Here is a 26,151-nt window from a genome sequence, read left to right on the forward strand (position 1 = left end):
GGGCGCTTAGCTCAGTTGGTAGAGCGTCTGCCTTACAAGCAGAATGTCGGCGGTTCGATCCCGTCAGCGCCCACCATATTCTTAATAAGAATAAATGGCCTCTACTTATGTAGGGTTTTTTTGTTTCTGCCTTTGGCAAAATTATGCATTCTGTATCTCATTCTTCGCTTTTGTCTACTGCCGCACTCATTTATCAACAATTTATGTTGCACTTGGTTGAGCAGCAGCAAGTGATGGCACTTATTAATCCTGAACAACATTGGGGATGGTGTGGAGATGCCCAAAATGCAGCCTTAGTGTTATGGCACCATCCAAGTTTAATTAAACCTGTGTTAGAACATTGGCCTGGTTATCGTATATGTCCAATTTCTTTACAAGAAATCATTGAAAAAATCATTCCGGTATTACTACACGAAAAAAAGTCATTGGCTTTAAATTTAGCGAATGATGGACAACATGTCTTAATACCGCCACAGCAATTTTTGACTGATCTTAAAAATTACCTGTATGAGTTACAGCACTCTAATCCTCGAAAATATCAAGCTTTAGAGCTGCCTCAGCCACGTAGTATTCGCCTGCATCATTAAAATATACGATGTATAAAAAAACCGAAGCAGTTGCTTCGGTTTTTAAGTTTTGGTTAATTAATTAATACACATCACGACGGTAACGACCCGTTTCACGTAATTGATCTACACAGGCTTCGCCTAAGATGTCAATCAAAGCGCGATCTACATCACTGGCCATGCCTTGAATGCTACCACAGACATACAACACTGCACCTTTATCGATCCAAGCACGTAACTCACTTGCTTGCTCGCGTAGCTTATGATGCACATAGACTTTATCGGCTTGATCACGTGAGAAAGCCAAATTAATCCGTTTTAACATGCCTGTGCTTTGCCATGCTTCGATGGTTCTTTGGTAAAAGAAGTCATGTTCACGTTGACGCTCACCAAAAATCAACCAGTTATCGGTATAGTCTAAGCGAATACGTGCTTGCATTAAGCTCATTAAGCCTGCAATACCGGTTCCGTTTCCAATACAAATCATTGGACGATTGTCATCAATTAAGTGAAACGATGGATTGCTACGAATACGCAATAACACATCTTGTCCAACCTCTACATGCTCGGTGAGCCAACCTGAACCTAAACCAAGCTCTTGGTTGCTTTGCTGTTGGCGTACCACCAAACGTAGCATTTGCTGACTTGGAATGCTTGCAATTGAGTATTCACGTGTTGGTAATTCGGGCAATTGCTGAAGCAACTCTTCGGTACTAAAGAAGCCATGAATCTTTTGGCTTAAATCTTTATAACGCAATGCGGCAATCAATTCTGGCTGAGCGCTGAGTTTTTGTTGCTGTAAAAATGTATCAATACGTGCTTGGCTGTTGCCCGGCTGAATTTCTGCAATATCACCGGCTTCCCATGTAATATCATGTTGAGTTTTAAGTTCAATATTAAATGCCGGTTGTCCTAAGCTATTTGGATTTAAGCACTCGCGTTTCGCCAATGTCCAAGTATCATACACTTTATGCACTTGGATGCTGCCTAAATCTAATTGTGTGCTCTGGGCAAGGGCAGCATTCCAACGCGCAATATCATCTGGGTTTGCATTGTTCACTTCAATCGGATTAAACAAAGATTGCGCGCCATTTTGATCAAGCCACGCGGCAATACGATGACCAAAGCTACAGTAACTCTCTGGATATTCTTTTGAACCTAAAGCCAAAACTGCATAACTTAAATGATTTAAGTTCAGATGTTGGCTTAATAACTTTTTCTCAAAACTTGTGGCTAAATCAGGTGCTTCACCCGTGCCATAGGTACTGGCAATGAACAACACATGTTCAGCATTGTGTAAATCTTCTGGCTTTAAATCCTGCACAGCTTTAACTTGCGTGGCCAACTGCGCCTCTTGTAAGCTGCTTGCTGTGCGCCATGCCAGTTGTTCAGATACACCGGTTTGGGTGGCATAAGCAATTAACCATGGTTTTTGATTTGCATCTAGGGCATGTGAGTTTGCCCCTTGACGTGCAGCCTGTGTAAGTTGTTTTTGCTTACGACGTTTTAAATACAACATCCAACCGGTAATGAAGAATAGAGGCATCGCCAAAGAGGCGAGCATCGCCATAAATTGATACACCGAGCCAAAGAAGCTACCACGATGCACCGGCAACATGCTGCTCATGATTTTTTCATTGAGCTTTTTGTCTTCGTAGAGTTCGAGTTTTTCAACGCTGTTGGTTTGATAGTTAAAAGTTAAATTGTTACGTGCACGTTCATGTTGTGGCTCGGCGTCAAAGAAGCTCATGCTGACTTGACTATCAGCACGTTTTGGCAAAGTCATGGTTAGGGTTGAGAAATCACGACCCACTTGATTAAAACCTTGCCAACTTTGCGTAAGAGCAATATTTAATTCAGTTGGGCTAATTTTTTCAGCACGCTCGCCTGGACTGCCTTGACCGCCTTGACCGCCTTTAGGTGTTGCTGCTTGAGGTTGGCTACGTTCAACGCCCAAGACTTTAAACATGCCGTTGCGCCACCAGTCATACGACCAATATAAACCGGTACAGGCCAAAATGAGGTAGAAAATCACTACCCAAGTCCCGACCACAGCATGTAAATCCCAAATGAAATTACGGCCATTCAGTTTCGGTTTAACAAATAACCATTGCTTAATGCTATGGCGTTTAGGCCAACGTAAGTACAAACCACTTAAGACAAAGAAAATTAGCATTAAGGTTGAGGCACCGGTAATTTGCTTACCGACTGGACCTACTGTTAAATTACGATGTAAGTCCTGAATAAATTGAAAGAATGCGCGACCTTGAATCTCAGGCAAAGCTTGTGCGCTATACGGGTTAATCATAATGGTATGACCACGCCGCGCACCTTCTTTAACTACATTGACACTTGCCGCAGCACTTGGGTCTTGCGCCACAGTAATGCTATTAATTTTGGCATCAGGGTATTGGCTGCTATAACGCTGATAAATTTCAGCAGGGGTCAATACAGGGCGGTTTTCCACTTGAACCACATAGCTGTCTTGATTGATCCATTTTAAGATTTGTGATTCATAAGAATAAATCGCACCAGTGACTCCCATAATGGAGAGGATTAAACCGGCGCTAATTCCTAAGAACCAATGCAGTTGAAAAAATATTTTTTTTAACATGGCAACTAAAGAAGGCTTAAATAATGCGGCAAATTATAGCTCAATCTGCTGTGAATAAAATGTAGAATTAATATTTATTCTCATTATCATTTAAATAAAAAAACCTCCATTGAGGAGGTTTTATTTATTCAAATTATTTTAAATTGACTTAGGCTCACCTACGCTTTCTTTTAAGTGTTTACGCACCGTAGAAAAAGAGAAGTTCTTAGAGTCCATACGCTTTGGTAGGATATAAGCGCCTTCTTGACCTTTGACTTTAAATTTAACCAACATATATTCAGGTGTGTTATACCACTCATAAATGTCTTTCCAAGAAATGACAGCCACACCTTCTTGAACGCCCATTTGTTGGCGCATCACTAAACCATGCGGTTGCACGCCCAATTTAATGCCTTTAATTTCCTGTGTAGGAAATTCATTCATTTTGCGTTTGACATACCATTCTAGGCCAAATTTACGTACCAAAAGGTAAATCACAACAGCTACAATTGCCACCCAACAAAAAATTGTCGAATAGTTTTTGAGTAAAATAATCCCTAAAATCGACAAAGCCACCACAGCAGCCATGATCGCCCAAGCTTTAGTACCAATTTTGTTGGTACCGCGCCACATTTGTAATTGAATCTCACGCTGTTCGTCGGCACTGACTTCATACGGGACAGGCTGCAGCGTATAAGCGTATAAATTTTTCGCGGTCATAGTGAAAATAACAGATTTAGAACTGCGAAAAGTTTAGCATTAAATCTTGTGTTATCGTGAACTTAATTCAAGGAAAAATCTTGACTATAAAGAGGCCAATTCGGTGGCCTGTTGATCACGTTCATGACTTAAGCTTTGCTTTAAGCGACTCAATTGATTCAAAATGCTTAACATTAATGACAATTGTTGCAAAATAATAAAGGCATGTTGATCTTCATCAGCATGTTGTAAACGCTGACGAATGGCTTGCAACATGTTGGTTGCACTTAAATCTGGCATTTCATCGTGTAATAAAGCCCCTTGGATATCGTTTAAGGCATGATCCAGTAACCTCAAAATGGCAGGGTCTTGGATCTGTTCACGATGTGCACCTAAAGCGGCGATATAGCTTAAAAAAGTGTGATTTAAGCACAAAAATTCAAAAGCCAATGCTTTATGATCAGGATCAAAATCCGGTTCGGTGGCAAGAGTTGAAATCAGTGAAGCCACTTCTGCATCACGATTATGTGCAGCACGGCGTACAATACGATAATTTAAGCCATGATTACGCCCATTTTTATAATGTTCAATCACTTCAGCCAAATAATCACATTGTGCTTCGAGTGAACGGCGAATGGTGCGTGGCAAACGACGGAATTTCCAATCGGGGAAAATAAAGGATACCCCAAGCCATGCCAAGAAACAGCCCACTACAGTATCAAGCATGCGTGGAATCGCTGCATCAAAGCCCACACCATCTAAATTAAAGTTAATTAAAGCCAAAATGGTAATAAAAGCCGTAGCTTGTGCGTACTGTTTACTGCGTAGTTCAAAAAATAACACACCACTCAACACCAACAGCAACAACTGACCTTCAATAGAGGGAATAAAGTACAAAATGGCATAGCCGACCAAAATCCCTATTAGCGTTCCGACAATTCGTAATCGTAAACGGCGTTTGGTGGCGTTAAAGTTAGGTTGTGTGACAAATAATGCGGTCAAAAGTACCCAATAACCATATTCAATATGGGTCACTTGCACAAAAATATACGCCACCAATAAGACAATCGACAAACGTACCGCATGCCGAAATAACACCGATTCTGGGGTTAAATGCTGTTTAATCCGAATCACGATGTCATCAAAACCCTTAAGATCATCGTCTTTGAGTTGATGTTCAATATGGCGCATTTTATCTAAATGAATGGTGCGCTCGGTTTCTAAGTTACGCAATTGACCATCAATAGATTTTAAATTTTGATACAAACCAAACAGGGCATTGACCCACACTTGGTCATAGTGTTGTTCTTGACGCAATTTTTCAAGTGATTGTTTTAAATTGGCAAAGGTGTGTTTAAAGCGGCTGTTATGTTGATATTTTTGTCGGCGAATGATGCTGTCGCCCAAGTCCTTACAAGCTTTACCTTGCAAGGATAACACCCGTTGTAAACGAAACAGGACATCGCTGTGCTCGAAGACTTTGGCTAGTTTTTGATAATCAATATGGGCAGAATCGGCGCGTTCGTGAATATCTTGTGCCACAAAATAATACTGTAGGCTACGGCGGGTGTCTTTTTGACCACGGTCACCTTTTAAACGGGTGAGTAAGGCGGTTTTTAATTCATTAAATAAGCCCACCAATTTACTGTTTTCAAGCGATAAATCAATCATGCTTTGTTGATAGCTTTTGGCAGTCATGTCTACATCAAAGACATTCGATTTAGCATATAAAAAGTCGCCCAGTGCACTGTAGCTTTTGCCCAGTTGATCTTGAACTTGGCGTACTGGAAACAGTAAAAAGCTGATGGTAGACAGTACCCCATACCACAGCGCGCCAGTCACCAACAGTGCAGGTTGCATATACCAGTCGCTAAATAAATCGACCCCCAACATGGTATACACCGATACCACCAAGCAACCATAAGAGATGGTGGCATAGCGTCGCCCAAGCGAGCCGAGTAAAATAAAGCCAATACAGGAAATAATTAAACCCAAGCCAAATAATAAGGGATAAGGAAATAAAAAATGAATCGAGGCTGCGGTAATAAAAAACCCTAAATAGGTATAGAGCTGATTTAAAATACGTGCCGAGAAACGGTCATCAATATCACTTAAGCCGGCTGCAACAACACCCAACGTTAAAGGAATGGTCGCCAATTGCATGCCCAACAGATAAGGCACAAAGGCAGTGCCGGCAAAGGCAATCAGCATACGCAGGTTATACATTAAAGTAGAATGATATGTGGCTTGCTGTAACGTGAATAACCAAGCTTTCAAGGTAAATCCCTAGTCAATGTTTATCTATTTTTATGCAGGCAATGTGCCATTGCTGCCAAGCAAATCATACTATGAGGGTGTAGAATTGTCTGTACGCCGGCCATTTTAAAAATAAATACTGTCATGTTAAAACCATCCCCTAAAGCTTATCCCAACAGCTGGATTTTATTGCTGGCCTTACTCACTGCATTAGGGCCTTTAAGTATTGATATGTATTTACCGGCGTTGCCATTAATGGCAGAAGATTTTGCGGTGAGTACCCAAAGGGTTGCCAACAGTTTACCTGCTTATTTTTTAGGTCTAGCGGTGGGTCAATTGGTCTATGGCCCTTTAAGTGACCGTATTGGACGTAAAACGCCGCTGTATATTGGTTTGGCGCTGTATATTTTGGCCAGCTTACTGTGTGTATTTGCCTACAACGAATGGAGTTTAATTGCCGCACGGATTTTACAGGCTTTAGGCGGTTGTGTGGGGGTGGTGATTGCGCGTGCTGCGATTCGGGATCGTTTAGATCTACAAAGCTCGGCACAGGCATTTTCAAGCATGATGATTGTAGCCACCATTGCCCCGATTATGGCGCCTACTTTAGGGGCTTGGGTACTTTTATTTTTTGATTGGCATATGATTTTTGCCTTTTTAACCATGATGGGCATCATTGCATGGCTATGTGTGCATTTCTTTTTTCAAGAAACCTTAGTGCCTGAGCGACGTTTAACATTAAGTTTTAATCAAGTACTAAATTTATACGCGGTTATTTTTAAAGATCGGCAGTTTTGTTTTGCCATGTTTTCAGGCTGTTTAAGTGGTGGTGCATTATTTACCTATATTAGCGGCTCAGCTGCGGTATTAATGGATACATACGGCTTAAATCAGCAGCATTTTGCTTATGTTTTTGGCTGTAATGCATTGGGAATTATGGTGTTTTCTAGCCTAAATAAACGCTTCGCGCAGCGCTATGGAATTTTGCAGCGTTTGAAATTGGGCGGTGCTATTCAAGCTTTAGGTGCAAGTATATTGTTACTTGCAGGTTTAGTCGCAGCGCCTTTAGCCTTAGTGCTATTGGGTTTATTTTTAACGGTGGCAGGCATTGGCTTTACCGGTCCCAATGCCATGGCGCTGGCGATGTCAGAGCAAGGTCGCCGTGCAGGCACGGCAAGTGCGTTAATGGGTAGTATGCAATTTGGTGCAGGACTCTTAGGTGGTGTTTTACTCAATTTCTTAATTTGGTCACCTTTGATGAATATGGCAATCATGATGTTAGTCTTTATTGCCACGGCCAATTGGAGCATGCGCCATATTCAGCTTACTCAAGCTGCTTGATTTTTCAATGCCACAAAATGCACTGTTGAAGACCATGACTTAAAGAGTGAATTTTAATGCATAAAAATGATAAAAAATAAATGCGACTAAAGCATGCTGTTCGTGATTACAAAAATCGTTCAAATTGACAGCGACGTCAGGATGGACGCCACAATAAAAAAGTAATAAGGAAAAGATATGCGTGCAAAATTTCAATTATTGTTGCTCAGTGCAGCAATTGCGGCAAGTTCTATGGCACAAGCCAATGGGGTAAGTGAAGTTGAGCAATTGCGTCAAGAGGTGCAAGAATTGCGTCAATTGGTGCAGCAATATGGTGAACAACAACGTTTAACCCAACATCAAGTACAGACAGTACAAAACCAAGTGGTGATGCCTAAAACTGAAGCACAGAAAAAACCATCAGGCTTAGGCCTAACAGTGGGTGGGGCTGAAGTTAAACTGTATGGTAATGTGCGTGCCGATGCCAGCTATCAAATTCAAGGTGGACCTGATGCACGTCCTTATAACCAAATTGCCAATGTCCCTTTAGAGGGTGATCCTACCTATAAAGACCGCTTCAAAAGTACCCTTGCTGCGACTCGTTTAGGTTTAGATTTTAAAGCACCCGTCAATGATGCCAATGTCACTGGTAAAATTGAAGTGGATTTCTTAGGGAGCGGTGATGCATTGCGTATCCGCCATGCTTATCTTACATACAACGACTGGCTGATTGGGCAAACATGGTCAAACTTTGCTGTACCTGACTATATTCCTGATACAGTTGATGCCATGACATACACTGGCGGTGCGATTAAACGTACCCCACAAATTCGTCATACCACAAAGTTTAGTCCAGAGACCAATTTAGTGGTGGCACTTGAAGATCCAAAAGATTCAAGCTCCAATTTACGTTTACCCGCTTTAACTGCGCGTTTAAATCATAAAGTGATGGATAATATGCAAGTGGGCGTGCGTGGTATGGTCAATGAAAAACGTACCGATGCCGATACCACAACCGCTTGGGGTGTGGGGGTGGGAACTAAACTTGACATCACACCAAGCACCACTTTAAAAGCCGATTACTACCATGTTAAAGGCGATGGCAGCTTTATTTTATCGACCAATCCAGGCTTTGCCCAAGATGCTGATAAAAATATTGTGGCAGAAAATGAATTTGACTCAATTATTTTGGGTGTGACTCAAAAATTCAACGAACAATGGCGTGGCACACTCGGCTATGGTTATATGCAGGCCGATGACAACGAAAATTATTTGCAACGTGCTTCAGGTAACTTAAATAAAGAATTATGGCAAACATGGGCTAATGTGTTTTATAGCCCAAGCAAGCCGGTGAGCTTAGGGTTAGAATATACCATGGGTGAGCGTGAAACCTTTAGCCGTCCTGGTCAGCCAAGTCGTACTGGTGAAGATCAACGTGTTAATATGGTTGCGATTTATAATTTCTAATTCTATCTTTAAACAAGAGGTCGTGATGACCTCTTTTTTTATGAGTAAATTTAATATAGTTGTTATCAATTCATCTTTGAAATGAAACATAACTGTGCCATGTTAGGCACGCTACATTAATCCCTCATTAAATAACAAATGGTACAAAAATTGCTTTTATTGGGGATATGTTACAAAAGCAACACAATAATTAATCTTTGGAGTATTCGGTGAAAAATAAGGCGCAATCTTTTATTAAAATCAGTTTAGTATCGGCAGTAGCCAGTTTAATGTGGTCAACTGCACATGCTCAAACTGAGCAACAACAAATCGAACAATTACGCCAAGAAGTTGCCGCTTTAAAAGCACTGGTACAGCAACAACAGCAAGTACAAGTTCAACAACAGCAGCAAATCACTCAAGTGACTGAGTTATCAAGCCCAGCGCCAACAGTGAAACGTGATGGACTAACGTTTACCACCAAAGGTGGAGCTGAAGTGAAGGCTTACGGTTTTGTACGTGCCGATGCCAATTATATTGTTGAGGGTGCAGATAACGACTTTAATGCGGTGGCAAGTTCTAAAGGCGAAGCGAAAGACAAATTACGTTCGACCTTAAAAACTACACGTATTGGGGTGGATTTTTCAACGCCACTTGAAAATGGCAACAAACTTGGCGGTAAAATTGAAACTGACTTTGCCAGCTCAAGTGAAAGCCTACGTATGCGTCATGTATATTTAACCTATAACGATTGGTTAATTGGGCAAACCTTATCGACGTTCTTGTCTAATCATGCACCAGAGATGATTGATTTTAACACTAACCCAGGTGGTGGTACTTCGCGTGTACCAATGGTACGTTATAGCCATAAAATTGCGCCCAATACCCAACTCATGATTTCAGCAGAAAAAGGTGACAGTGCAGCAAGTAAGTTTGGCGATCAAGATGTTAAACTCAAATACAGTGCACCTGTTTTAGCTGCCAAAGTGATTCAAGGCTTTGATGAAGGCAAAGGCTCACTCTCAGCCCGTGCTTTGGTTGAACATTATAAAGCTGAGGTGGGGCAGGATGATGCAATTGCTTGGGGGGCTGCTGTTGGGGTCAATTATCAATTGACTGATCCACTTAAAATTTCGGCTGATTACTCGTATGTACAGGGTAATAACAAATATTTATATGCCACCAATACCGCTTTTGCTTTAGATAATGAGCAAAAAATTGAGCAAAACGAATTTCATGCAGTCCAAGTAGGTGCAACCTATAAATTTTCACCTGCATGGCGTTCAACGCTTGCCTATGGCGCAGTCTTTGCCGATGATAGCAATGCCTATGCAAACTTAAATCAAGAGGGCAATGAACAGGTACAACAAGCATGGCTGAATTTTATTTATTCACCAGCTAAACCTGTTGATCTGGGCATTGAATATGTAAATGGTAAACGCGAAACCTTTAAGGGCGAATCTTTTAAAGATAACCGTATTGGTTTAATGGGACGTTACAGTTTCTAAATTTTAGATTGATAACTAAACCGAGGTGTATCACCTCGGTTTTTTTTATGATTTGTTTAAATAATATGCAGATATTACATAAACGAGGCCACTAAGCATAGGAGTTGGCTGATTAAAATTGCATAATAACCGCGTTTTTCGCTCATTAGATGAATCAGGTGATTCAAATCTGATTTCAAATTATTATTTTTTGCGTTGCTTTCATTCTTCAATGAATCACGTGTTATTGCAAAATTGCTCTTTACATTATTTCTCTTGTAGCAATCGTGGGTTAATTTAAAGTAAATCTAAGTCATCAAAATAATGATGCAGGATTTCTTTAACATTGAACTGAACGCTGTAGAACAATAAAAGTATTGATCAATTTTAACGGATATCATCGCTATGGAATTTACTTTTGACGCATTTTATACGCTGATTGCGGCGGTCATTGTTCTGTTACTGGGCCGCTTCTTAGTCAACAACATTGATTTTCTAAAACGCTACAATATTCCAGAGCCTGTGGCAGGTGGTCTAGTAGCGGCTGTTATTTCTCTAATCGTATATAACTTTTGGGGCTATAGCATTACGACCAGCAGCACATTACAAAGCAGTTTTATGCTGATTTTCTTTGCTTCTATTGGTCTAAGCGCCAACTTCTCAAAGTTAAAAGAAGGTGGTCTTGGTTTAGTGATCTTCTTGGTTGCGGTTGCCTCTTTTATTGTGGTGCAAAATGTAGTCGGTATTAGTTTAGCCACTTTACTTGGTATTGATCCTTTAATTGGTTTAATTGCAGGTTCAATTACTTTAACGGGTGGTCATGGTACAGCAGGTGCATGGGGTGAAATTTTTGAAACCAAACATGGTATTGATGGTGCCTTAGCATTAGGTATGGCCAGTGCCACTTTTGGTTTGATCATTGGTGGTATTATTGGTGGCCCACTGGCGAAAACCTTAATTAATAAGCATAAACTCGCGACCCCACGAACCAGTGCGCAAATTGAAGAACGTGATAATCGTCCTGTAGGGGATTTAGCAGGTAATGAGTATGTACCTTTTGAATATCCACATCGGGTGCGTTTAATTACTGCTGATAATGCCATTACTACCTTAGGTTTATTTGCGATCTGTTTAGCTTTTGCTGAATTTATGACAGGTTATGCCAAAGGCACGATGTTTGAATTACCGACCTTTGTCTGGGCATTAGGCTGTGGTGTGATTTTACGTAACTTGCTCGAAGGTGTGTTTAAAGTCACTGTCTTTGATCGCGCGATTGACGTATTTGGTAATGCTTCTTTATCGCTGTATTTAGCAATGGCGTTATTGTCATTAAAATTATGGCAATTGGCCGACCTTGCGGGTCCATTAATGGTGATTTTAGCGGCGCAAACTATCACGATGGCGTTATATGCAGCCTTTGTAACTTTCCGTGTCATGGGTAAAAACTATGATGCTGCTGTACTGGCTGCAGGTCACTGTGGTTTTGGTATGGGGGCTACGCCAACCGCGGTTGCCAACATGCAAGCCATCACCAATATGTATGGCGCATCGCATAAAGCTTTCTTAATTGTACCTTTGTGTGGCGCATTCTTCGTTGATTTAATTAACGTGGTAGTCATTCAATCCATCTTAAGATTTTTAGGTTAATCATAACCGTTTTACACCTTAAGCCCCATTTGTGTGGGGCTTTTTTGCTTTTTCTCCCGCATCAATCATTGATGGGACAAGGATAATAAGATGAATGAAAGTTTAAATCAGAGCTTACTCGACTGGGTCAATGCTTTAAATGCACCCTTATGGGATTTTTTGGTGGTGTTTTTGGTGGCAGTAGGTGTGTTTTATACCATCGCAACCGGTGCTGTGCAAATTCGTCTGTTTGTACACAGCATTAAAGTCATGAAAAATAGCCGTAAACCCGGCCAAGATAGTCACGGCATTACGCCATTTCAGGCCTTTGTGACCGGTTTAGCAAGCCGAGTTGGAGTCGGCAATGTCGCAGGGGTGGCGATTGCGATTGCCATCGGTGGACCCGGGGCGGTGTTTTGGATGTGGCTGACCGCCTTTTTAGGTATGAGTTCAGCTTTTGTAGAGTCATCTTTAGCACAATTATTTAAAGTGCGTGACCAACAAAATCAACAATTTCGTGGTGGACCTGCCTACTACATTACCCAAGGCTTAAAACAAAAATGGTTAGGGGTGGTATTTGCAATCTCTTTAATTTTAACCTATGGCTTTGTATTTAATGCAGTACAAGCCAATGCCATTAGTGGTGCCACCTCACATGCATGGGGGTGGGATCAAGCGAATATAGTATTGGCTGGTGGTTTTGAAGTGTCTTGGGTCGGTTTAGCACTGGTGCTGATGACCGCTTTGATTATTTTTGGTGGCATTAAACGGATTGCTAAAGTGGCTGAGAGCTTTGTGCCTTTTATGGCGCTATTGTACTTGGTAGTGGCGCTGTATATTGCCATGTTAAACTTTGACAGTTTACCTGCCATGTTCCAACTTATTTTTAGTAAAGCCTTTGAGTTTGAAGCAGCAGCAGGTGGTTTTTTTGGTGCTATGATTTCCATGGCCATGATGATGGGCATTAAACGCGGACTATTTTCCAATGAAGCTGGTATGGGTTCGGCACCGAACGCTGCTGCGGCCTCAGATGTTAAACATCCGGTCAATCAAGGCTTAGTGCAAATGCTCGGTGTGTTTGTTGATACCTTTGTGGTGTGTTCATGTACCGCTATCATTATTTTAGCTTCAGGCTTATATGAAAATGCTGGTTTTGAGGGGGTCACCTTAACCCAAATAGCATTAGAGAGTCAGATTGGTGCATGGGGTGATGACTTCTTGGCACTCATTTTATTCTTGTTTGCTTATTCATCGATCATTGGGAACTACGCTTATGCTGAAGGCAACGTGCAATTTATTCACAATAACCGTGTCGTAATGTTGATCTTTCGTATTTTAGTCTTGGTTATGGTGTATTTTGGCTCAATTGCCAGTGTGCCACTCATTTGGTCTATGGCAGATTTGTTTATGGGGATTATGGCAAGTATTAACTTGATTGCGATTTTACTACTGATGCCATTTGTGTTGATGTTACTCAAAGACTACCGTAGCCAACTTAAAAAGGGAGTTAAAGAGCCCGTGTTTAAGCTAGACCGTCATCCAAAATACAAAAGAAAAGTCAACTCTGATATTTGGTAACTTAAAAAAACCTCCATGATGGGAGGTTTTTTTAAGGTATATTAAATGCCAAAATTTACAATTAAATGAAACGCAACACAGTAAGGCATCAAAATCATCTACACTTAAGGCTCAATTTTGAGCTAAAGCTGCAATCGTTTATGATGAAAATGGGCAAACTTTTTTTGGCAATTGCTTTGAGTCTTGGTATGACACAGCTGCAAGCGGCTCAGTCAACTGTCGCACAAGCCCAGCCTGATCGCATTAATTTTCATGAAGTGAAGAAGTCAGAAAAACGGCCCATCATTGCATTGGTATTAGGCAGCGGTGGCTCACGTGGCTATGCACATATTTGGTGCGATTGAAGTTTTAGAACAAGCTGGAATTCAACCTGATTTTATTGTAGGAACCAGTGCCGGAAGCTTAGTGGGGGCCTTATATGCTCAAGGTAAAAGTGCCAGTGAGCTCAGAGAAATTGCTTTGCAGATGAAAGCCAGTGATGTACGTGATATTCGCTTGGATAAGAAAGGGTTTTTCGATGGGCAAAAAATTGAAGATTATGTCAATCGATTATTAGATGATACGCCTTTACAAGAGTTAAAAATCCCTATGTATGTGGTGGCTACGCAGCTGAAGCATGGTCAAAAGGTGGTGTTTAATTATGGCAACACTGGGCAGGCCGTGCGTGCCTCTGTATCCATTCCGAGCATGTTTATTCCCACTGATATTGCAGGTTTAGAATATGTTGATGGGGGATTAGTCAGTCCTGTACCTGTAAATGTAGCACGCAATTTAGGTGCTGATCTTATTATTGCAGTGGATATTTTGGCACAGCCTGAGCATACCGAAACCCATCATGTATGGGGATTGTTTAATCAAAATATTAACATTATGCAGCAGCGGTTAGCTCAACAAGAACTGCAATATGCTGATATTGTGATACAACCCGATATTCGCGAAAAAGCCCACATTTTTGATGTCAGTAGCCGCGAAAAAATCATGCAAGCAGGCTATATTGCCGCACAGCAACAGTTACTGAATATTGTGCAAGTATTAAACAATAAAAATATAGGCAGCTCACAACAATTGCAGGTCTTGGATTAACACAATAGATAGATTTTTAGCCAAGCATCGCTTGGCTTTTTTTGTAACATAAAGTCGAGTCTTGATCTGATTTTGTAGAGGTAAAGATAAGCAAAAAAACTTAATTGTTTGATGTATATCATAAAATTTAAAATAATTAAGACATAAAAAAACTCATATTAGATTTTAATTTTATAAATATAATCTTTTTATTTCAGTGGCTTAGGTTTACCAAGTGATGAAATCTACTTATACTCTAATTGTACAAAACATCAACATACGCATGAGGGAAATTATGACAACAATGCAAATTGGTGAACTAGTAAAACTTGCAACAATGCCTGAAGTGATCTTTAAAATTATTAAATGCAATACTGATGGCTCTTATGAAGTCGCAGCAAATTTGGGTAACCAAAATATTAGTTATGGTCATATTGCCCCTGAAATGTTACGTCGTGTCACGCTCAATCTTGAGCCTAAAGAACTGACAGGCACGATGTGAACATTAAGTGATTATATATTTATCTAAATGATGACATAATTTATATAAATAATAATGATGCCATTTTGCCTGATATTTTTACTAAAGCCGTTATAATAGCCTGCAATATTAATGATTATCCCTTTGTCTTGAGAACATGATGTCCCCAACTGACCAAATTGCTCCACTGTTAGATGACCAATCTGAACTGACAATGTCGATCCTGATGACCCCTGATATGGCAAATTTTTCAGGTAATGTTCATGGTGGTACGATTTTAAAGTTACTTGACCAAGTGGCGTATGCATGTGCAAGTCGTTATTCGGGCAGTTATGTGGTGACTTTGTCGGTGGATAAAGTCACTTTTAAAGAGCCGATTCATGTGGGTGAGTTGGTGACGTTTTTAGCCAGCGTCAATCATGTTGGGCGTACTTCAATGGAAATTGGTATTCGTGTTGAAGCACAAAATATCCAAAAACGTACCGTGCGCCATACCAATAGTTGCTACTTCACCATGGTTGCGGTGGATGAACACGGTAAACCAAAACAAATTCCGCCACTGAATTTAGATAATGATTGGAAACGTTGCCGTTTTGAATCGGCTGAACAACGTAAAGTACTACGTCTACAAGAGAATCATCATCCCTCATGTAGCATTTATAAGAAGTCAGATCATTAAATAAAAGACCTCCATGTGAGGTCTTTTTTATGGCATCTTCACTTGTATTGCGTTAAGATAAAACGATACGTAGCGTTTCGTTTTTTGGGTGTTGTATGGACGTAGAAAAAACCAGTCGCCGTCAATTGTGTATTTTAGCGGCTGTTGCAGAGGCTTTAGCTGAGCATGATTATGCCCAATTGACCATTGAAGACGTGGCCAGTCGTGCAGGGGTGGGCAAATCTACCATCTATCGCTGGTGGAAACATAAATCAGATTTAGTTTTAGACTGTTTTAAACAGCATACGGCATCTGTTTTTGAACTTGATTTTGAACAAAGCTTAACCACTAATCTCGAACAGCAATTGATAAAACTTACTCATGCGCTACAACATCCTATTGGGCGTGCTTTACTTGCTGTCATGGCACAAAATCGTGAAACTGCAGGTGAATTTTTTCAGCAATATTTATTACCGCGCCGTGAACAAACCTGTGAGTTGATTCAATTGGCGATTCAGCGCGGTGAAATTCGTGGTGATTATCCATTTGCTTTGATGTTAGACACACTATACGCGCCCATTCATTATCAGATTTTATTTTTTAATACCGTACCTGATCAGCACTATATTCAGCAATTGGTGGCATTTGTTTTAGCACCTGTTCAGTTGTCTAAGGATGCCTAACATGCCTGAATCATTGTGGAATCGTGCTTTCATTTTATGTCTGTTTAATAATCTATTTTTATTTACTTATTATTTTGCCACACTCACCATTTTGCCGATTTATATTTTGCAAGACCTAGGCGGTACAGTCAAAGAAGCTGGTTTAGCCCTGACCTTATTTTTACTATCCTCTATTGCGATTCGACCTTTTTCAGGTTTCATCATTGAAAAATTAGGCAAAAAACTTGCTTTACGTGGCGCAGGAGCGATTTTTTTACTCTTGGCTTTTGCCTATATTTTTATTGATAGCTTATGGTCATTGTTGTTGGTGCGTTTTTTACATGGCTTTTGGTTTAGTATTTTAACCACCGTGAATGTACCTGTGGTCAATGAGTTTATACCTGAATCTCGTAAAGGTGAGGGGATGGGCTATTTTGTCATGTCGACCAATTTAGGCGTGGTATTTGGGCCATTAATTGCTTTAACTGCCATTCACTGGATGACATTTAATCATTTATTTGCGTTGTTAACAATTGTGACCATGATCGGCTATGTGTTTACTTTAACGCTAAATGTACCAGAGCAAGAAAAAAATAAAGTACAACAAAACAATCCTTTAACATGGGGCGATATCGTTGAGGTACGCGTGCTTGGCATCAGTATGGTGGCATTGCTCACCGCATTTGCCTATTCAAGCATCACCAGTTTTATCACGGCATTCGCGCAAAGCAAAAATCTATTGCAATATGCCAGTCTTTTCTTTGTAGTGTTTGCCGTATCCATGATTGTGGTACGTCCATGGGTTGGCAAGTTTTATGATCAAAAAGGTCCAAGCTTTGTGATTTATCCATCGTTTATCGCCTTTGCCATCGGCTTAAGTTTGGTCAGTATGGTTGAACAGGCATGGATGCTATGGTTATCTGCGGTATTTATTGGGATTGGCTATGGTTCATTATTTCCATGTATGCAAACTTTAGCCATTCAGTCGGTAGAAAAGCAGCGTATGGGACATGCAATTTCCACTTTTTTTACCCTGTTTGATGTGGGGTTAGCATTAGGCTCAGTCATCATGGGTTATTGCATTGCTTACCTTAATTATTCATGGACTTATTTACTCTGTGCCGTGATTGTGGTGGTCACGCTGTGGCTGTATCGCAGCACTGTTGCACCAAAGCTTCGTTGATTTTTAAGGATAACCCCATATGGAATTACGCCATTTACGCTATTTTGTGGCTGTCGCTGAAGAGCTAAATTTTACCAAAGCAGCACAGCGCATGTGTACGGTACAACCATCTTTAAGTCAGCAAATTAAAGACTTAGAAAATGAAGTGGGTGTGCAACTCTTGATTCGTTCTAACCGTAAGGTGGAACTGACCGAAGAGGGTAAAGCATTTTTAAAACAAGCTATCTTAAGCCTAGAACATGCAGAACTTGCTATTCAAGAGGCGCGTAAGGTGGCCAATTTACAAAAAGATCAGCTCAATATCGGCTTTGTGCCTGTGGCAGAGATGAAGATTTTTCCTTACATCATGCCCAATATCCGTGCCCATTTTCCTGAGCTTAAAATTCACTTTCATAGCTTAACTGATGCCGATCAATTTAAAGCATTAAAAAATGCTGAGATTGATATTGCGTTTACTCGCTACCAAGATCAATCAAGTGACATAGAATGTGTACAGATTTTTAATGAACCTTTGGCATTAATTGTACCTAAAGATGATCCGATCACAGAGCAGCGTCACGTCAGTGTTAAAAATTTTAATGGTCAAAATTTTGTGATTAGTGATGAAGATGCTTCACCACAACTGCATAAAATTATTAGTGATTATTTTAAAGAATCGAAGCTCAATGTGAATATTGTGCAACATTCGACCAATATTTTGCTCAATGTCAATTTAGTGGGGATGGGTGTTGGCTGGAGTATTGTGCCAGCCTATGTGATTCCACTCTTGGGTGATAAAATTGTGGTGAAAAATACCATCGAGCCTTTGCCAATGATTGGCTTATATGCCAGCTATCGTAAAGCACAGAAAAATGAAGCCATTGAATTGATTTTAAGAATTTTAAAGCAACAATTTTATATGGGATTTTAAGATAAATCATAAACAATGGGTGCTTGCATCCATTGTTTATGATTAATTCATAAATTCAATTAAAAATTGCTCATTTTGTTTAGTTTTTCTAAATTTAAGCAGCGTTTATGAGCAGATTTGCCACAGTAACTTTAAAGAATAACTTTTAAAATAACGTGATATTGATTACTTTATACTTAGAAAAATGCTGCATAAATTAAGTGTATGGCTATTAAAAAAAATTGTTCTAAGGGGAGAAGCTAAACACCAATTAGCTTTTAATTATGCAATCACAGAGCAAGAGTTAGACAGGATTGGTGAATTTCGTGTGGCTCAATACCAACGTCGCTTACCTTATATGCTTAGCAGTTTAGATGCTGACGGACAAGATGCTTTTGATCAGCATAGTTACCATTTTTATATTCAAGATAACCAACAGATTTTAGCGGTTGTACGCTATACACCTGCTCCTTTTGAACTGGAACAACTACTAGACAAAGATCAATTTCTTGCTGTGCTTACTGAAAATAACCAAGAAAAAACACTAGAAATTTCACGTTTAATTGCAGCTGATACACATCATTATCGTGGTCTTATGCCAGCTTTATTGTTGTATAGCAGTGTTTACTTAAGCATAGTTGGGGGGTATCGTTATTATATTACCTATTGTAGGGCAGATCGTGCAGCGAAGTTTTTAAGCTTTCGACAAACTGGCAATCAACAACAGTTTAAGATACCCAGCAGAGGCGAGCAGTCTTATTTGCTCTATGCAGGCACATTAAGCTCGGCATGTTGGCAAGGTATACGTAGTGCTTATAATAAACGTAAAAAAAACCACGCTTAACGCGTGGTTTTTTGATCGCCTTGATTATTTGGCATAGAGTTTGGCAAATAATTGTTGGCTGACTTGATCAAGGTTTTGTGGAATAGCTAAAGCTGCTACAAAACGGTCTGGACGTAAGATCACCACCGAGTCAGAGGTTTTACCAAACCAAGTACGGATATCAATACCAACATCACCCACGGTAATGACCCCTTCATAGTGCTTACGAATTGGGTTAGACAATTGCACCGCAGGAATCACTTGAATGAATTTAACACCCAATTTTTTCCATTGTTGCATGGTGGCATCAGAAATACCCCATTGTGGGTCAACACCCCAAGCCAAAATCGCAAAGTCATTGCCAATCACTTCATCCAGCAATATTTGTTCACCTGATTCAAGCTGAACTTTTGGCTGAATAAACATTTTGCCCACAGGGGTGTCTTTTTGACCATTATGGATTAAGGCACCATCGTGGTACTGTGGCATTGGCTTAAAGCGCATCTCAAGCAAATATTGTTTGATTGGCTTAATGTAGTTTAGGGCATACGCAATACCATCACGTACCACACCGTGCCATTTTTTCGGTGGTGCAAGTACGTTACCCGCCATTACAGATAAATCAATCATGGCTTTGGCATGGTCTTTACGTTCAACTTGGTAAGAGTCAAGCAATTCTGCACCGGCTTTACCTTGTACAACCATCGCCACTTTCCAACCTAAGTTGAATGCATCACGCATACCGCTGTTATAACCTTGACCTTGCCATACTGGCATGATGTGTGCAGCGTCACCAGCAAGTAAAATACGGTCTACACGGAATTTGTCAGCAATACGTGCGTTATGGGTATAGACACGCTGACGAATCACTTCAATACCATCAGTACTTGGTAATACTTTAGATAAAAGTTTGGCAATATTTTCTGGTTTGCTGAGTTCTTCTTGGGTTTCGCCCGGCATCACCATAAATTCAAAACGACGGATACCATGTGGTAATGCTGCTGATACATAAGGACGTACAGGGTCACAGCACAGGTAAATGTGTGGCGTTGCCAGTGGGTCGTTGTCGATATCAATCACGATCCATTGGTTAGGGGCAGTTTTACCATCAAAACCAATGCCTAAAGTGCGACGTACAATCGAGTTACCGCCATCACAGGCAATTAAGTACTGTGCATGGATGCTTTCTTCGCCACCTTCTTTGGTTTTAACATTTAAAGTGACACCTGATGCATCTTGATTAAAATGCGTTAAGTGACGGGCAAACAATACGTCAGTTTGTGGGTATTGTTCTAAACCTTTTAATAAAATGTTATCTACTTGTGGCTGTACAAACGCATTACGGCGTGAGAAACCAAATTCACGCGTCATGGGTTGAATATCAGCAAAGCAGCGACCTTTTGGTGTTAAGAAACGCATCGCATGATTCGGTGTGGTATGTGGGAGGACTTGATCCACTAAACCTAAAGATTGAATGGTACGTAAAGATTCATCATCAATACCAATCGCACGCGGATAGTCAATTAAACTGTCAAGCTGTTCCACAACTTTGACTTTTACACCTTGCTTACTTAAATAGTTGGCAAGGGTTAGACCCACAGGGCCTGCGCCTAAAATGGCAACTTCGGTCGTATATTCAGTTTTATGTGTGCTCACAGCGAATATCCATTCAATCAATTCACAATAGCTCTATTAATACCCTAAATCTCAATATATACAAGCTAGGCCATAGTGGAGAGCTTGATTGAAAAAAGCCCTATAGTGATTCAGTGATTTTAATAAGATATTGTTTTTATGAGATAAGCGAGATTTTTTGGTATATGGGTTTTTGATTTAATGATCATTATTTTCTATAGTTAAATAGCATATAAAAAAGGTCAAACTGCATTCCACAATTTGACCTGAAGTTTAGCGTCTAAATAAGGTAAAGCCTAAACTTATTGTGCTGTAGGTTGTTCGCTGTCTGGTGCAGGTGCTTGAGGAGTTGGGTTAGGTTCTTGATCAGAAACAACTACTGGTGGATTGGCTTCTGATGCAGGGTGTTGGGTTTCATTGACACTGATTTCAGCAAAGCTGAATGTTGTAGCTGAGGCAAGTAATGTTGCAAGGCTTAGACTTTTGATATTCATATTTAGGCATCCTTAAAAATTAATCATGGTTGTTGCACTTAATTAGGGGGCAGCAGTGCAACGCGGTTCATACTACGAGCCTCAGAGCAAATGAGGCAAGATGAGTCACAAAGATGTGTATTAAGGATTACGTGAAAAATACAATAAGCTAAGCGCTGTATAAGTGTTGTAAAATAAACAGCAGCAATCTTGCTTAAGATGTATCTAAATATAATTTTTTGTTTAATGATTAAACAGATTGATTCATATAACTTAACAATAGGCTGTGTATAAATTGGATTTGGCAGCTCAAACCTCTTCTTAAAATGTAAGCAAAGTTTTCAAAATCCGCTTTTATGCTGCAAGTTGCAGCCTGTTATAACTTTGCGTAGCATGAACCCAATTTAATAAGGGGGCTAAACATGAAAATCTTGGCACAACAGGCTGTACCTACTCATGTCATTTCAGGCTTTTTAGGCGCGGGTAAAACCACAGTGCTCAAAGCTTTATTGGCACAAAAGCCAGTAGGGGAAAAGTGGGCTGTGTTAATGAATGAATTTGGCCAAATTGGGATTGATCAGCAACTCCTGCCACAAGATGAAGGCTATGCGGTTAAAGAATTATTAGGTGGATGTTTATGTTGTAGCAGTCAATTACCCATGCATATTGCCTTGTCACGCCTGCTCAATGAACAACAACCTGACCGATTGTTTATTGAGCCTACAGGATTAGGCCATCCCGCTGAATTGTTAGAACAACTGACCGAACCGCATTGGCAAAGCCATTTGGCTGTGCGTCGTCTTGTGACGGTAGTAGATGGTTCGCGTTTAAGTGATCGAGCTTGGACGGAGCAATATTTATATCAAGATCAACTCAAAGCAGCGCATACGGTGCTAGTGTCACATGCTGATGTGATGCAAGACACCGATCAAAATGCACTGGCTGCCTTACAACACGAATATCAAGCCTATGGGCAAATATGGCTGATCAGCGAACATGGACAAGTGGCATTACACGAGATTGATCAGCCGTATATCGCCACGCAGCGCAAGATTCAGCCTTTGTTAAAAATTCAGCAGCAACAACTCACGACAGAGCCAGTCAAAATCACCCAATTGCCATATCACTATATCGAACAAGCACAAGGTTATCGGGTGGCAGGTTGGAAATTTTCCAAGCGTTGGCAATTTAATTTTTATGATGTGATGGATGTACTCTGTGAGCAGCAAGATTGGTTGCGTATTAAAGCAATTTTGAATACCGAACAAGGTTGGAAAAGTTTTAACTTTAATCCTGAGCAATTTAATTATCAAAGTGCAGCGGAAAATGTAGATAACCGTGTGGAAATTATTTATCAGCAAGATCGTGATTGGCAAGCCTTTGAAGCTGCCTTATTGGCTTGCCGTATTGATCAAGAATCCTAAGACAGCCAAAATTGACTACGCGTGGCAAAAATCATGTAAAAGCAGAAGTTTTGCCTTTAAATCGAGTATCCTAGCGGCAATAATTTAGGAGTTTTCAGCAATGGCTTTAAAAGCAACCATCTATAAAGCAGACTTAAATATTGCCAATATGGATGTACACCAATATGGTGATTATCAACTGACTATGGCGCTACATCCATCAGAAACCATTGAGCGTTTAATGGTGCGTATTTTGGCCTATGCACGTTATGCAGATGAAGCTTTAGAGTTTACCAAAGATTTATTTGAAACCGATGAGCCGGCACTTTGGCAAAAAGACTTAACCGGTCAATTGCAAACATGGATTGAAGTGGGTTTGCCCGATGAAGATAAAGTCAAAAAAGCCAGTGCCCGTTGCGACAAAGTGGTTGTGGTCACTTATGGCTCGGCTGTAGATGAATGGTATAAACGCAGTAGTAAAATCAAAACCTTAAAGAATGTAGAGGTGTGGCAACTCACAGAAGCCACCACCACTGCTATTCAAGCCTTGTGTGAACGTACAATGCAATTACAGCTTAATGTCATGGATGGCGAGTGGACGTTAATTGGTGATAATGCTCAAGCAGTAGTTGAGTGGATCCAACTTAAATAACATCTTGGGCGTTAAGGGCATTGCATCTTAACGCCAAGCTTTGTATATCTAGCTCATGATTAAACAATAAGAAGAACAACATGACAGATGCAGAAATGTATCGTTTATTACTCGCTTTGCTGATTGGTGCAGTCATTGGTGCCGAACGTGAATATCGCAGTAAATCGGCAGGTTTGCGTACCATGATTATGGTGAGTGTCAGTTCGTGTTTATTTACCATGCTGTCGATTAAAATTGGGGTGGATAATCCCGACCGTTTGGCAGCCAACGTTTTAACCGGTTTAGGTTTTTTAGGTGCTGGGGTAATTTTTAAAGATGAAAATCGTATCTCTGGTATTACCACAGCCACCACCATTTGGATGACTGCCGCTTTGGGTATGGCGGTGGGTGCAGGCTATGAAGCTTTAAGTATTTTTAGTGCCGTGATTGTCATGACCGTGTTGGCGATTTTGATTTATGTGCAAGAACAAATCGAACAGCTGAATCAAGCGCGGCATTACCGGATTGTATGTGCCTATCAACAAGCCACCTTAGATCATTATGAAGAATTATTTAAAACCTATCACTTAAAAGTGGTGCGTAATACCCAACATAAAACCGAAAGCCATATTACCGGACGTTGGATTTTAATTGGCTCTGCGCAAAACCATCAGCGCTTAACCGAATATTTACTCAATGACCCAGATATTCAAGAACTGCGCTTCTAATCTTGTTTATACTAAGCTTTTTAACGCAAGGTAAAGCACATGAGCCAAGAATTACAGATGATTGATTTGGTAGAAGGTACGGGTAAAGAAGCGGTTAAAGGCGCATTAATTACCACCCATTACACCGGTTGGTTAGAAGATGGCACCAAGTTTGATTCATCGCTTGATCGTGGTAACTATTTCGAATGCGTGATTGGTACAGGCCGTGTGATTAAAGGTTGGGATCAGGGCATTATGGGCATGAAAGTGGGTGGCAAACGTAAATTGATCGTACCATCACATTTGGCTTATGGTGAGCGTAAAATGGGCAATGTGATTCCAGCCAACTCTAACTTAATTTTTGAAATTGAGTTGTATGATGTAAAAACCCGCGACTAAGTGCCAAGACCTAAGATCAGTGATGGTCTTAGGTGTTTTTTATGATTCCTAACATAGAGATTATTTAAAAATAAGCCACAAATTGGCTTTATTTTGCCAACTGATAATCGTTATAGTAGCGCGATAAAATGTTGCTTAACATACAGGTTGCCAAATGGGTCATATGCTTTTGATTTGCGTCATTGTTGTGGTCTTGGCGGTATTTTTATATCAATATTTAAAACTCACCAGCCCATCTACAGGCTTGCCTGCGCGTCAACCACCGTTAAAATTTTCTGCACCACAGCATATTGATGCGTTATTGGCGCAAATGTTATTACAGCAACAGATCTTATTTGATGATGTGGCACGTTTATTTATGCAGCAATGTATGGAACAACGTGATTCACGTTTGGTGTTTGCCATGTGCGATGATTTACTCAGCAAACTGCCTGAAGAGACTCAACACGAAGTGCGTCGTTTAGACTTGGATGAATGGTCAATTTATCTGACCTTTAGCACTCAATCGTACGAGTATTATATTGGGCGTTATGGGGTATTTCAGTTACATGTAGATCGTTTTGGTGAAGAGCATAAATTAAGTTTATGGAAACCTGAATTTCATCCTGAATACAGCCATTTACATATGGACGAACGGCTGCAACTGCCTATGGCGCATTTATAATGTCGAATCTTGAAATCTTTGCAGTGTTGCTCAGTGTCATTGCCGTGAGCCTAACGGTCAAAAAACATATTTTATGTTGGGGCTTTAATTTTGTTGCCGCAGCACTGTATGGCTACTTATTTTATTTATATCAATTGTATGCCGAAACTGTGTTGCAAGGCTTATTTATGCTGATGGCAATTTATGGTTTTTTCACTTGGAAAAACACAGCCACCCAAGCATTACAGGTTCAACACATTGCAGTCAATAGCGCCTTGCTACAGATGCTAGGTACTTTCATCTTGGGTTTAATCTTTGGTTTGAGTTTACAGCATTTTACCCAAGCAGATTTACCCCTTTTAGATGCGCAATTGGTGGCATTTAGTTTGCTTGCTACGTTTTGGGCGAGCCGTAAATACGTGGCCACATGGGCATTATGGATTGTGCTTGATATCATTTATGTGGGTATGTTTATTTATAAAGACTTAATGCTTACCGCTGCCTTGTATGCCGGTTTTATTGCTTTGGCCTGTTGGGGTTTAGTGCAATGGCAGCAAAGTCGCTTAAATTTAAGGCAAAATTAGCGTATATTGCGCTCGGGGACAATATCGAGTGATTCAACATGGCTGAATTTATACCAAGCAGTTTAAATCAAGTAAATGCCACCAGTGGCGAGAAAAAAGTATTTAAATTTTTAGAACATTTATTTAGCGATGATGATCAGGTCTGTATTTGGTATGAACCTGAAGCTTTAGGACGTTATTCAGATTTTTTAATTTGGCATCCTGCTTGGGGATTATTGGCAGTTGAAGTCAAAGATTGGTCTAAAAGCCATTTTAAGCAGCTTGATAAACTGAACCGTACCGGGTTTGTCGGAGAGTTTTTTATTTAAGTTAGGCCACCTGACCTAACGGGTTAATCTTATCATAGT

General features: G+C 40.3%; 24 protein-coding genes, 1 tRNA gene and 1 pseudogene. 21 read left to right on the forward strand and 5 right to left on the reverse strand.

The genetic code is table 11. From position 1 onward, the window contains the following. Both Q0Z55_RS11085 and Q0Z55_RS11090 read left to right on the forward strand, forming a co-directional pair. A tRNA-Val gene (locus Q0Z55_RS11085) sits at nucleotides 1–76 on the forward strand. A gap of 67 nt (nucleotides 77–143) precedes the next feature. Next, nucleotides 144–587, forward strand: a complete 444-nt coding sequence (locus Q0Z55_RS11090; RefSeq protein WP_297428523.1) for a DUF2750 domain-containing protein — start codon at nucleotides 144–146, stop codon at nucleotides 585–587. A 61-nt stretch (nucleotides 588–648) separates the two neighbouring features. Here Q0Z55_RS11090 and Q0Z55_RS11095 read toward each other — a convergent pair whose 3' ends face one another. The 3 genes from Q0Z55_RS11095 to yccS form a co-directional block, all read right to left on the reverse strand. Next, complete coding sequence (locus tag Q0Z55_RS11095; protein ID WP_297428527.1) at nucleotides 649–3,180, reverse strand: sulfite reductase flavoprotein subunit alpha; 2,532 nt, start codon at nucleotides 3,178–3,180, stop codon at nucleotides 649–651. Nucleotides 3,181–3,318: 138 nt separating this feature from the next. Then, nucleotides 3,319–3,879, reverse strand: a complete 561-nt coding sequence (locus Q0Z55_RS11100) for a hypothetical protein (RefSeq protein WP_297428529.1) — start codon at nucleotides 3,877–3,879, stop codon at nucleotides 3,319–3,321. An 84-nt stretch (nucleotides 3,880–3,963) separates the two neighbouring features. Continuing rightward, nucleotides 3,964–6,135, reverse strand: a complete 2,172-nt coding sequence (gene yccS / locus Q0Z55_RS11105) for a YccS family putative transporter (protein ID WP_297428532.1) — start codon at nucleotides 6,133–6,135, stop codon at nucleotides 3,964–3,966. Nucleotides 6,136–6,258: 123 nt separating this feature from the next. On the opposite strand from yccS, the gene Q0Z55_RS11110 reads away from it, so the two are divergent. The 12 genes and pseudogenes from Q0Z55_RS11110 (at nucleotide 6,259) to Q0Z55_RS11165 (ending at nucleotide 19,350) form a co-directional block, all read left to right on the forward strand. Continuing rightward, entirely contained in the window at nucleotides 6,259–7,455 is a 1,197-nt protein-coding gene (locus Q0Z55_RS11110; RefSeq protein WP_297428534.1) for a multidrug effflux MFS transporter, read from the forward strand. A 177-nt stretch (nucleotides 7,456–7,632) separates the two neighbouring features. Continuing rightward, on the forward strand, nucleotides 7,633–8,901 hold the full coding sequence (locus Q0Z55_RS11115) for a DcaP family trimeric outer membrane transporter (protein ID WP_297428537.1): 1,269 nt from the start codon (nucleotides 7,633–7,635) through the stop codon (nucleotides 8,899–8,901). Between the two features lie 269 nt (nucleotides 8,902–9,170). After that, complete coding sequence (locus tag Q0Z55_RS11120; protein WP_297428584.1) at nucleotides 9,171–10,388, forward strand: DcaP family trimeric outer membrane transporter; 1,218 nt, start codon at nucleotides 9,171–9,173, stop codon at nucleotides 10,386–10,388. 384 nt (nucleotides 10,389–10,772) lie between these two features. Next, nucleotides 10,773–12,014: a sodium/glutamate symporter gene (gene gltS / locus Q0Z55_RS11125; protein WP_168401469.1), complete on the forward strand. Its 1,242-nt coding sequence runs from the start codon at nucleotides 10,773–10,775 to the stop codon at nucleotides 12,012–12,014. A gap of 90 nt (nucleotides 12,015–12,104) precedes the next feature. Beyond that, nucleotides 12,105–13,571, forward strand: a complete 1,467-nt coding sequence (locus Q0Z55_RS11130) for an alanine/glycine:cation symporter family protein (RefSeq protein ID WP_297428543.1) — start codon at nucleotides 12,105–12,107, stop codon at nucleotides 13,569–13,571. 188 nt (nucleotides 13,572–13,759) lie between these two features. Then, nucleotides 13,760–14,654 (forward strand): annotated as a pseudogene (locus Q0Z55_RS11135) (patatin-like phospholipase family protein). Nucleotides 14,655–14,928: 274 nt separating this feature from the next. After that, nucleotides 14,929–15,135, forward strand: a complete 207-nt coding sequence (locus tag Q0Z55_RS11140; protein ID WP_297428546.1) for a hypothetical protein — start codon at nucleotides 14,929–14,931, stop codon at nucleotides 15,133–15,135. A gap of 139 nt (nucleotides 15,136–15,274) precedes the next feature. After that, the gene (locus tag Q0Z55_RS11145; protein WP_297428586.1) at nucleotides 15,275–15,793 is read left to right on the forward strand and encodes an acyl-CoA thioesterase; all 519 of its coding nucleotides are present in this window, start codon (nucleotides 15,275–15,277) and stop codon (nucleotides 15,791–15,793) included. Between the two features lie 95 nt (nucleotides 15,794–15,888). Further along, a complete protein-coding gene (locus tag Q0Z55_RS11150; RefSeq protein ID WP_297428549.1) occupies nucleotides 15,889–16,455 on the forward strand; it encodes a TetR/AcrR family transcriptional regulator in 567 nt (188 codons plus the stop codon). Then, nucleotides 16,448–17,617 (forward strand): MFS transporter, encoded by a 1,170-nt coding sequence (locus Q0Z55_RS11155; protein ID WP_297428550.1) that lies wholly within the window; start codon nucleotides 16,448–16,450, stop codon nucleotides 17,615–17,617. Before Q0Z55_RS11150 ends, Q0Z55_RS11155 begins: the two co-directional genes overlap by 8 nt. Before the next feature lie 19 nt (nucleotides 17,618–17,636). Continuing rightward, nucleotides 17,637–18,527, forward strand: coding sequence for a LysR substrate-binding domain-containing protein (locus tag Q0Z55_RS11160; protein ID WP_297428553.1), 891 nt, complete (start codon nucleotides 17,637–17,639; stop codon nucleotides 18,525–18,527). 307 nt (nucleotides 18,528–18,834) lie between these two features. Continuing rightward, complete coding sequence (locus Q0Z55_RS11165) at nucleotides 18,835–19,350, forward strand: GNAT family N-acyltransferase (RefSeq protein WP_297428556.1); 516 nt, start codon at nucleotides 18,835–18,837, stop codon at nucleotides 19,348–19,350. A gap of 24 nt (nucleotides 19,351–19,374) precedes the next feature. On the opposite strand, the gene Q0Z55_RS11170 is transcribed toward Q0Z55_RS11165, so the two are convergent. Then, on the reverse strand, nucleotides 19,375–20,985 hold the full coding sequence (locus tag Q0Z55_RS11170) for a bifunctional 3-(3-hydroxy-phenyl)propionate/3-hydroxycinnamic acid hydroxylase (protein ID WP_297428559.1): 1,611 nt from the start codon (nucleotides 20,983–20,985) through the stop codon (nucleotides 19,375–19,377). 281 nt (nucleotides 20,986–21,266) lie between these two features. Then, the gene (locus tag Q0Z55_RS11175; RefSeq protein ID WP_297428562.1) at nucleotides 21,267–21,458 is read right to left on the reverse strand and encodes a hypothetical protein; all 192 of its coding nucleotides are present in this window, start codon (nucleotides 21,456–21,458) and stop codon (nucleotides 21,267–21,269) included. A gap of 401 nt (nucleotides 21,459–21,859) precedes the next feature. On the opposite strand from Q0Z55_RS11175, the gene Q0Z55_RS11180 reads away from it, so the two are divergent. The 7 genes from Q0Z55_RS11180 to Q0Z55_RS11210 all read left to right on the forward strand — a co-directional run bounded on the left by Q0Z55_RS11180 (nucleotide 21,860) and on the right by Q0Z55_RS11210 (nucleotide 26,112). Then, the gene (locus tag Q0Z55_RS11180; RefSeq protein ID WP_297428564.1) at nucleotides 21,860–22,861 is read left to right on the forward strand and encodes a GTP-binding protein; all 1,002 of its coding nucleotides are present in this window, start codon (nucleotides 21,860–21,862) and stop codon (nucleotides 22,859–22,861) included. Nucleotides 22,862–22,961: 100 nt separating this feature from the next. Beyond that, on the forward strand, nucleotides 22,962–23,492 hold the full coding sequence (locus Q0Z55_RS11185) for a YaeQ family protein (protein WP_297428567.1): 531 nt from the start codon (nucleotides 22,962–22,964) through the stop codon (nucleotides 23,490–23,492). Nucleotides 23,493–23,572: 80 nt separating this feature from the next. After that, complete coding sequence (locus Q0Z55_RS11190; protein WP_297428570.1) at nucleotides 23,573–24,199, forward strand: MgtC/SapB family protein; 627 nt, start codon at nucleotides 23,573–23,575, stop codon at nucleotides 24,197–24,199. 39 nt (nucleotides 24,200–24,238) lie between these two features. After that, nucleotides 24,239–24,577, forward strand: a complete 339-nt coding sequence (locus Q0Z55_RS11195) for an FKBP-type peptidyl-prolyl cis-trans isomerase (RefSeq protein ID WP_297428573.1) — start codon at nucleotides 24,239–24,241, stop codon at nucleotides 24,575–24,577. Between the two features lie 154 nt (nucleotides 24,578–24,731). After that, nucleotides 24,732–25,241, forward strand: coding sequence for a hypothetical protein (locus Q0Z55_RS11200; protein WP_297428576.1), 510 nt, complete (start codon nucleotides 24,732–24,734; stop codon nucleotides 25,239–25,241). Next, entirely contained in the window at nucleotides 25,241–25,804 is a 564-nt protein-coding gene (gene pnuC / locus Q0Z55_RS11205) for a nicotinamide riboside transporter PnuC (RefSeq protein WP_297428579.1), read from the forward strand. The genes Q0Z55_RS11200 and pnuC overlap by 1 nt, the downstream gene beginning before the upstream one ends. A 38-nt stretch (nucleotides 25,805–25,842) precedes the next feature. Next, nucleotides 25,843–26,112 (forward strand): NERD domain-containing protein, encoded by a 270-nt coding sequence (locus tag Q0Z55_RS11210; protein WP_297428582.1) that lies wholly within the window; start codon nucleotides 25,843–25,845, stop codon nucleotides 26,110–26,112. Nucleotides 26,113–26,151: the final 39 nt, after the last annotated feature.

Origin of the sequence: uncultured Acinetobacter sp. (genome assembly GCF_947626835.1) — a bacterium.
Classification (GTDB): domain Bacteria; phylum Pseudomonadota; class Gammaproteobacteria; order Pseudomonadales; family Moraxellaceae; genus Acinetobacter.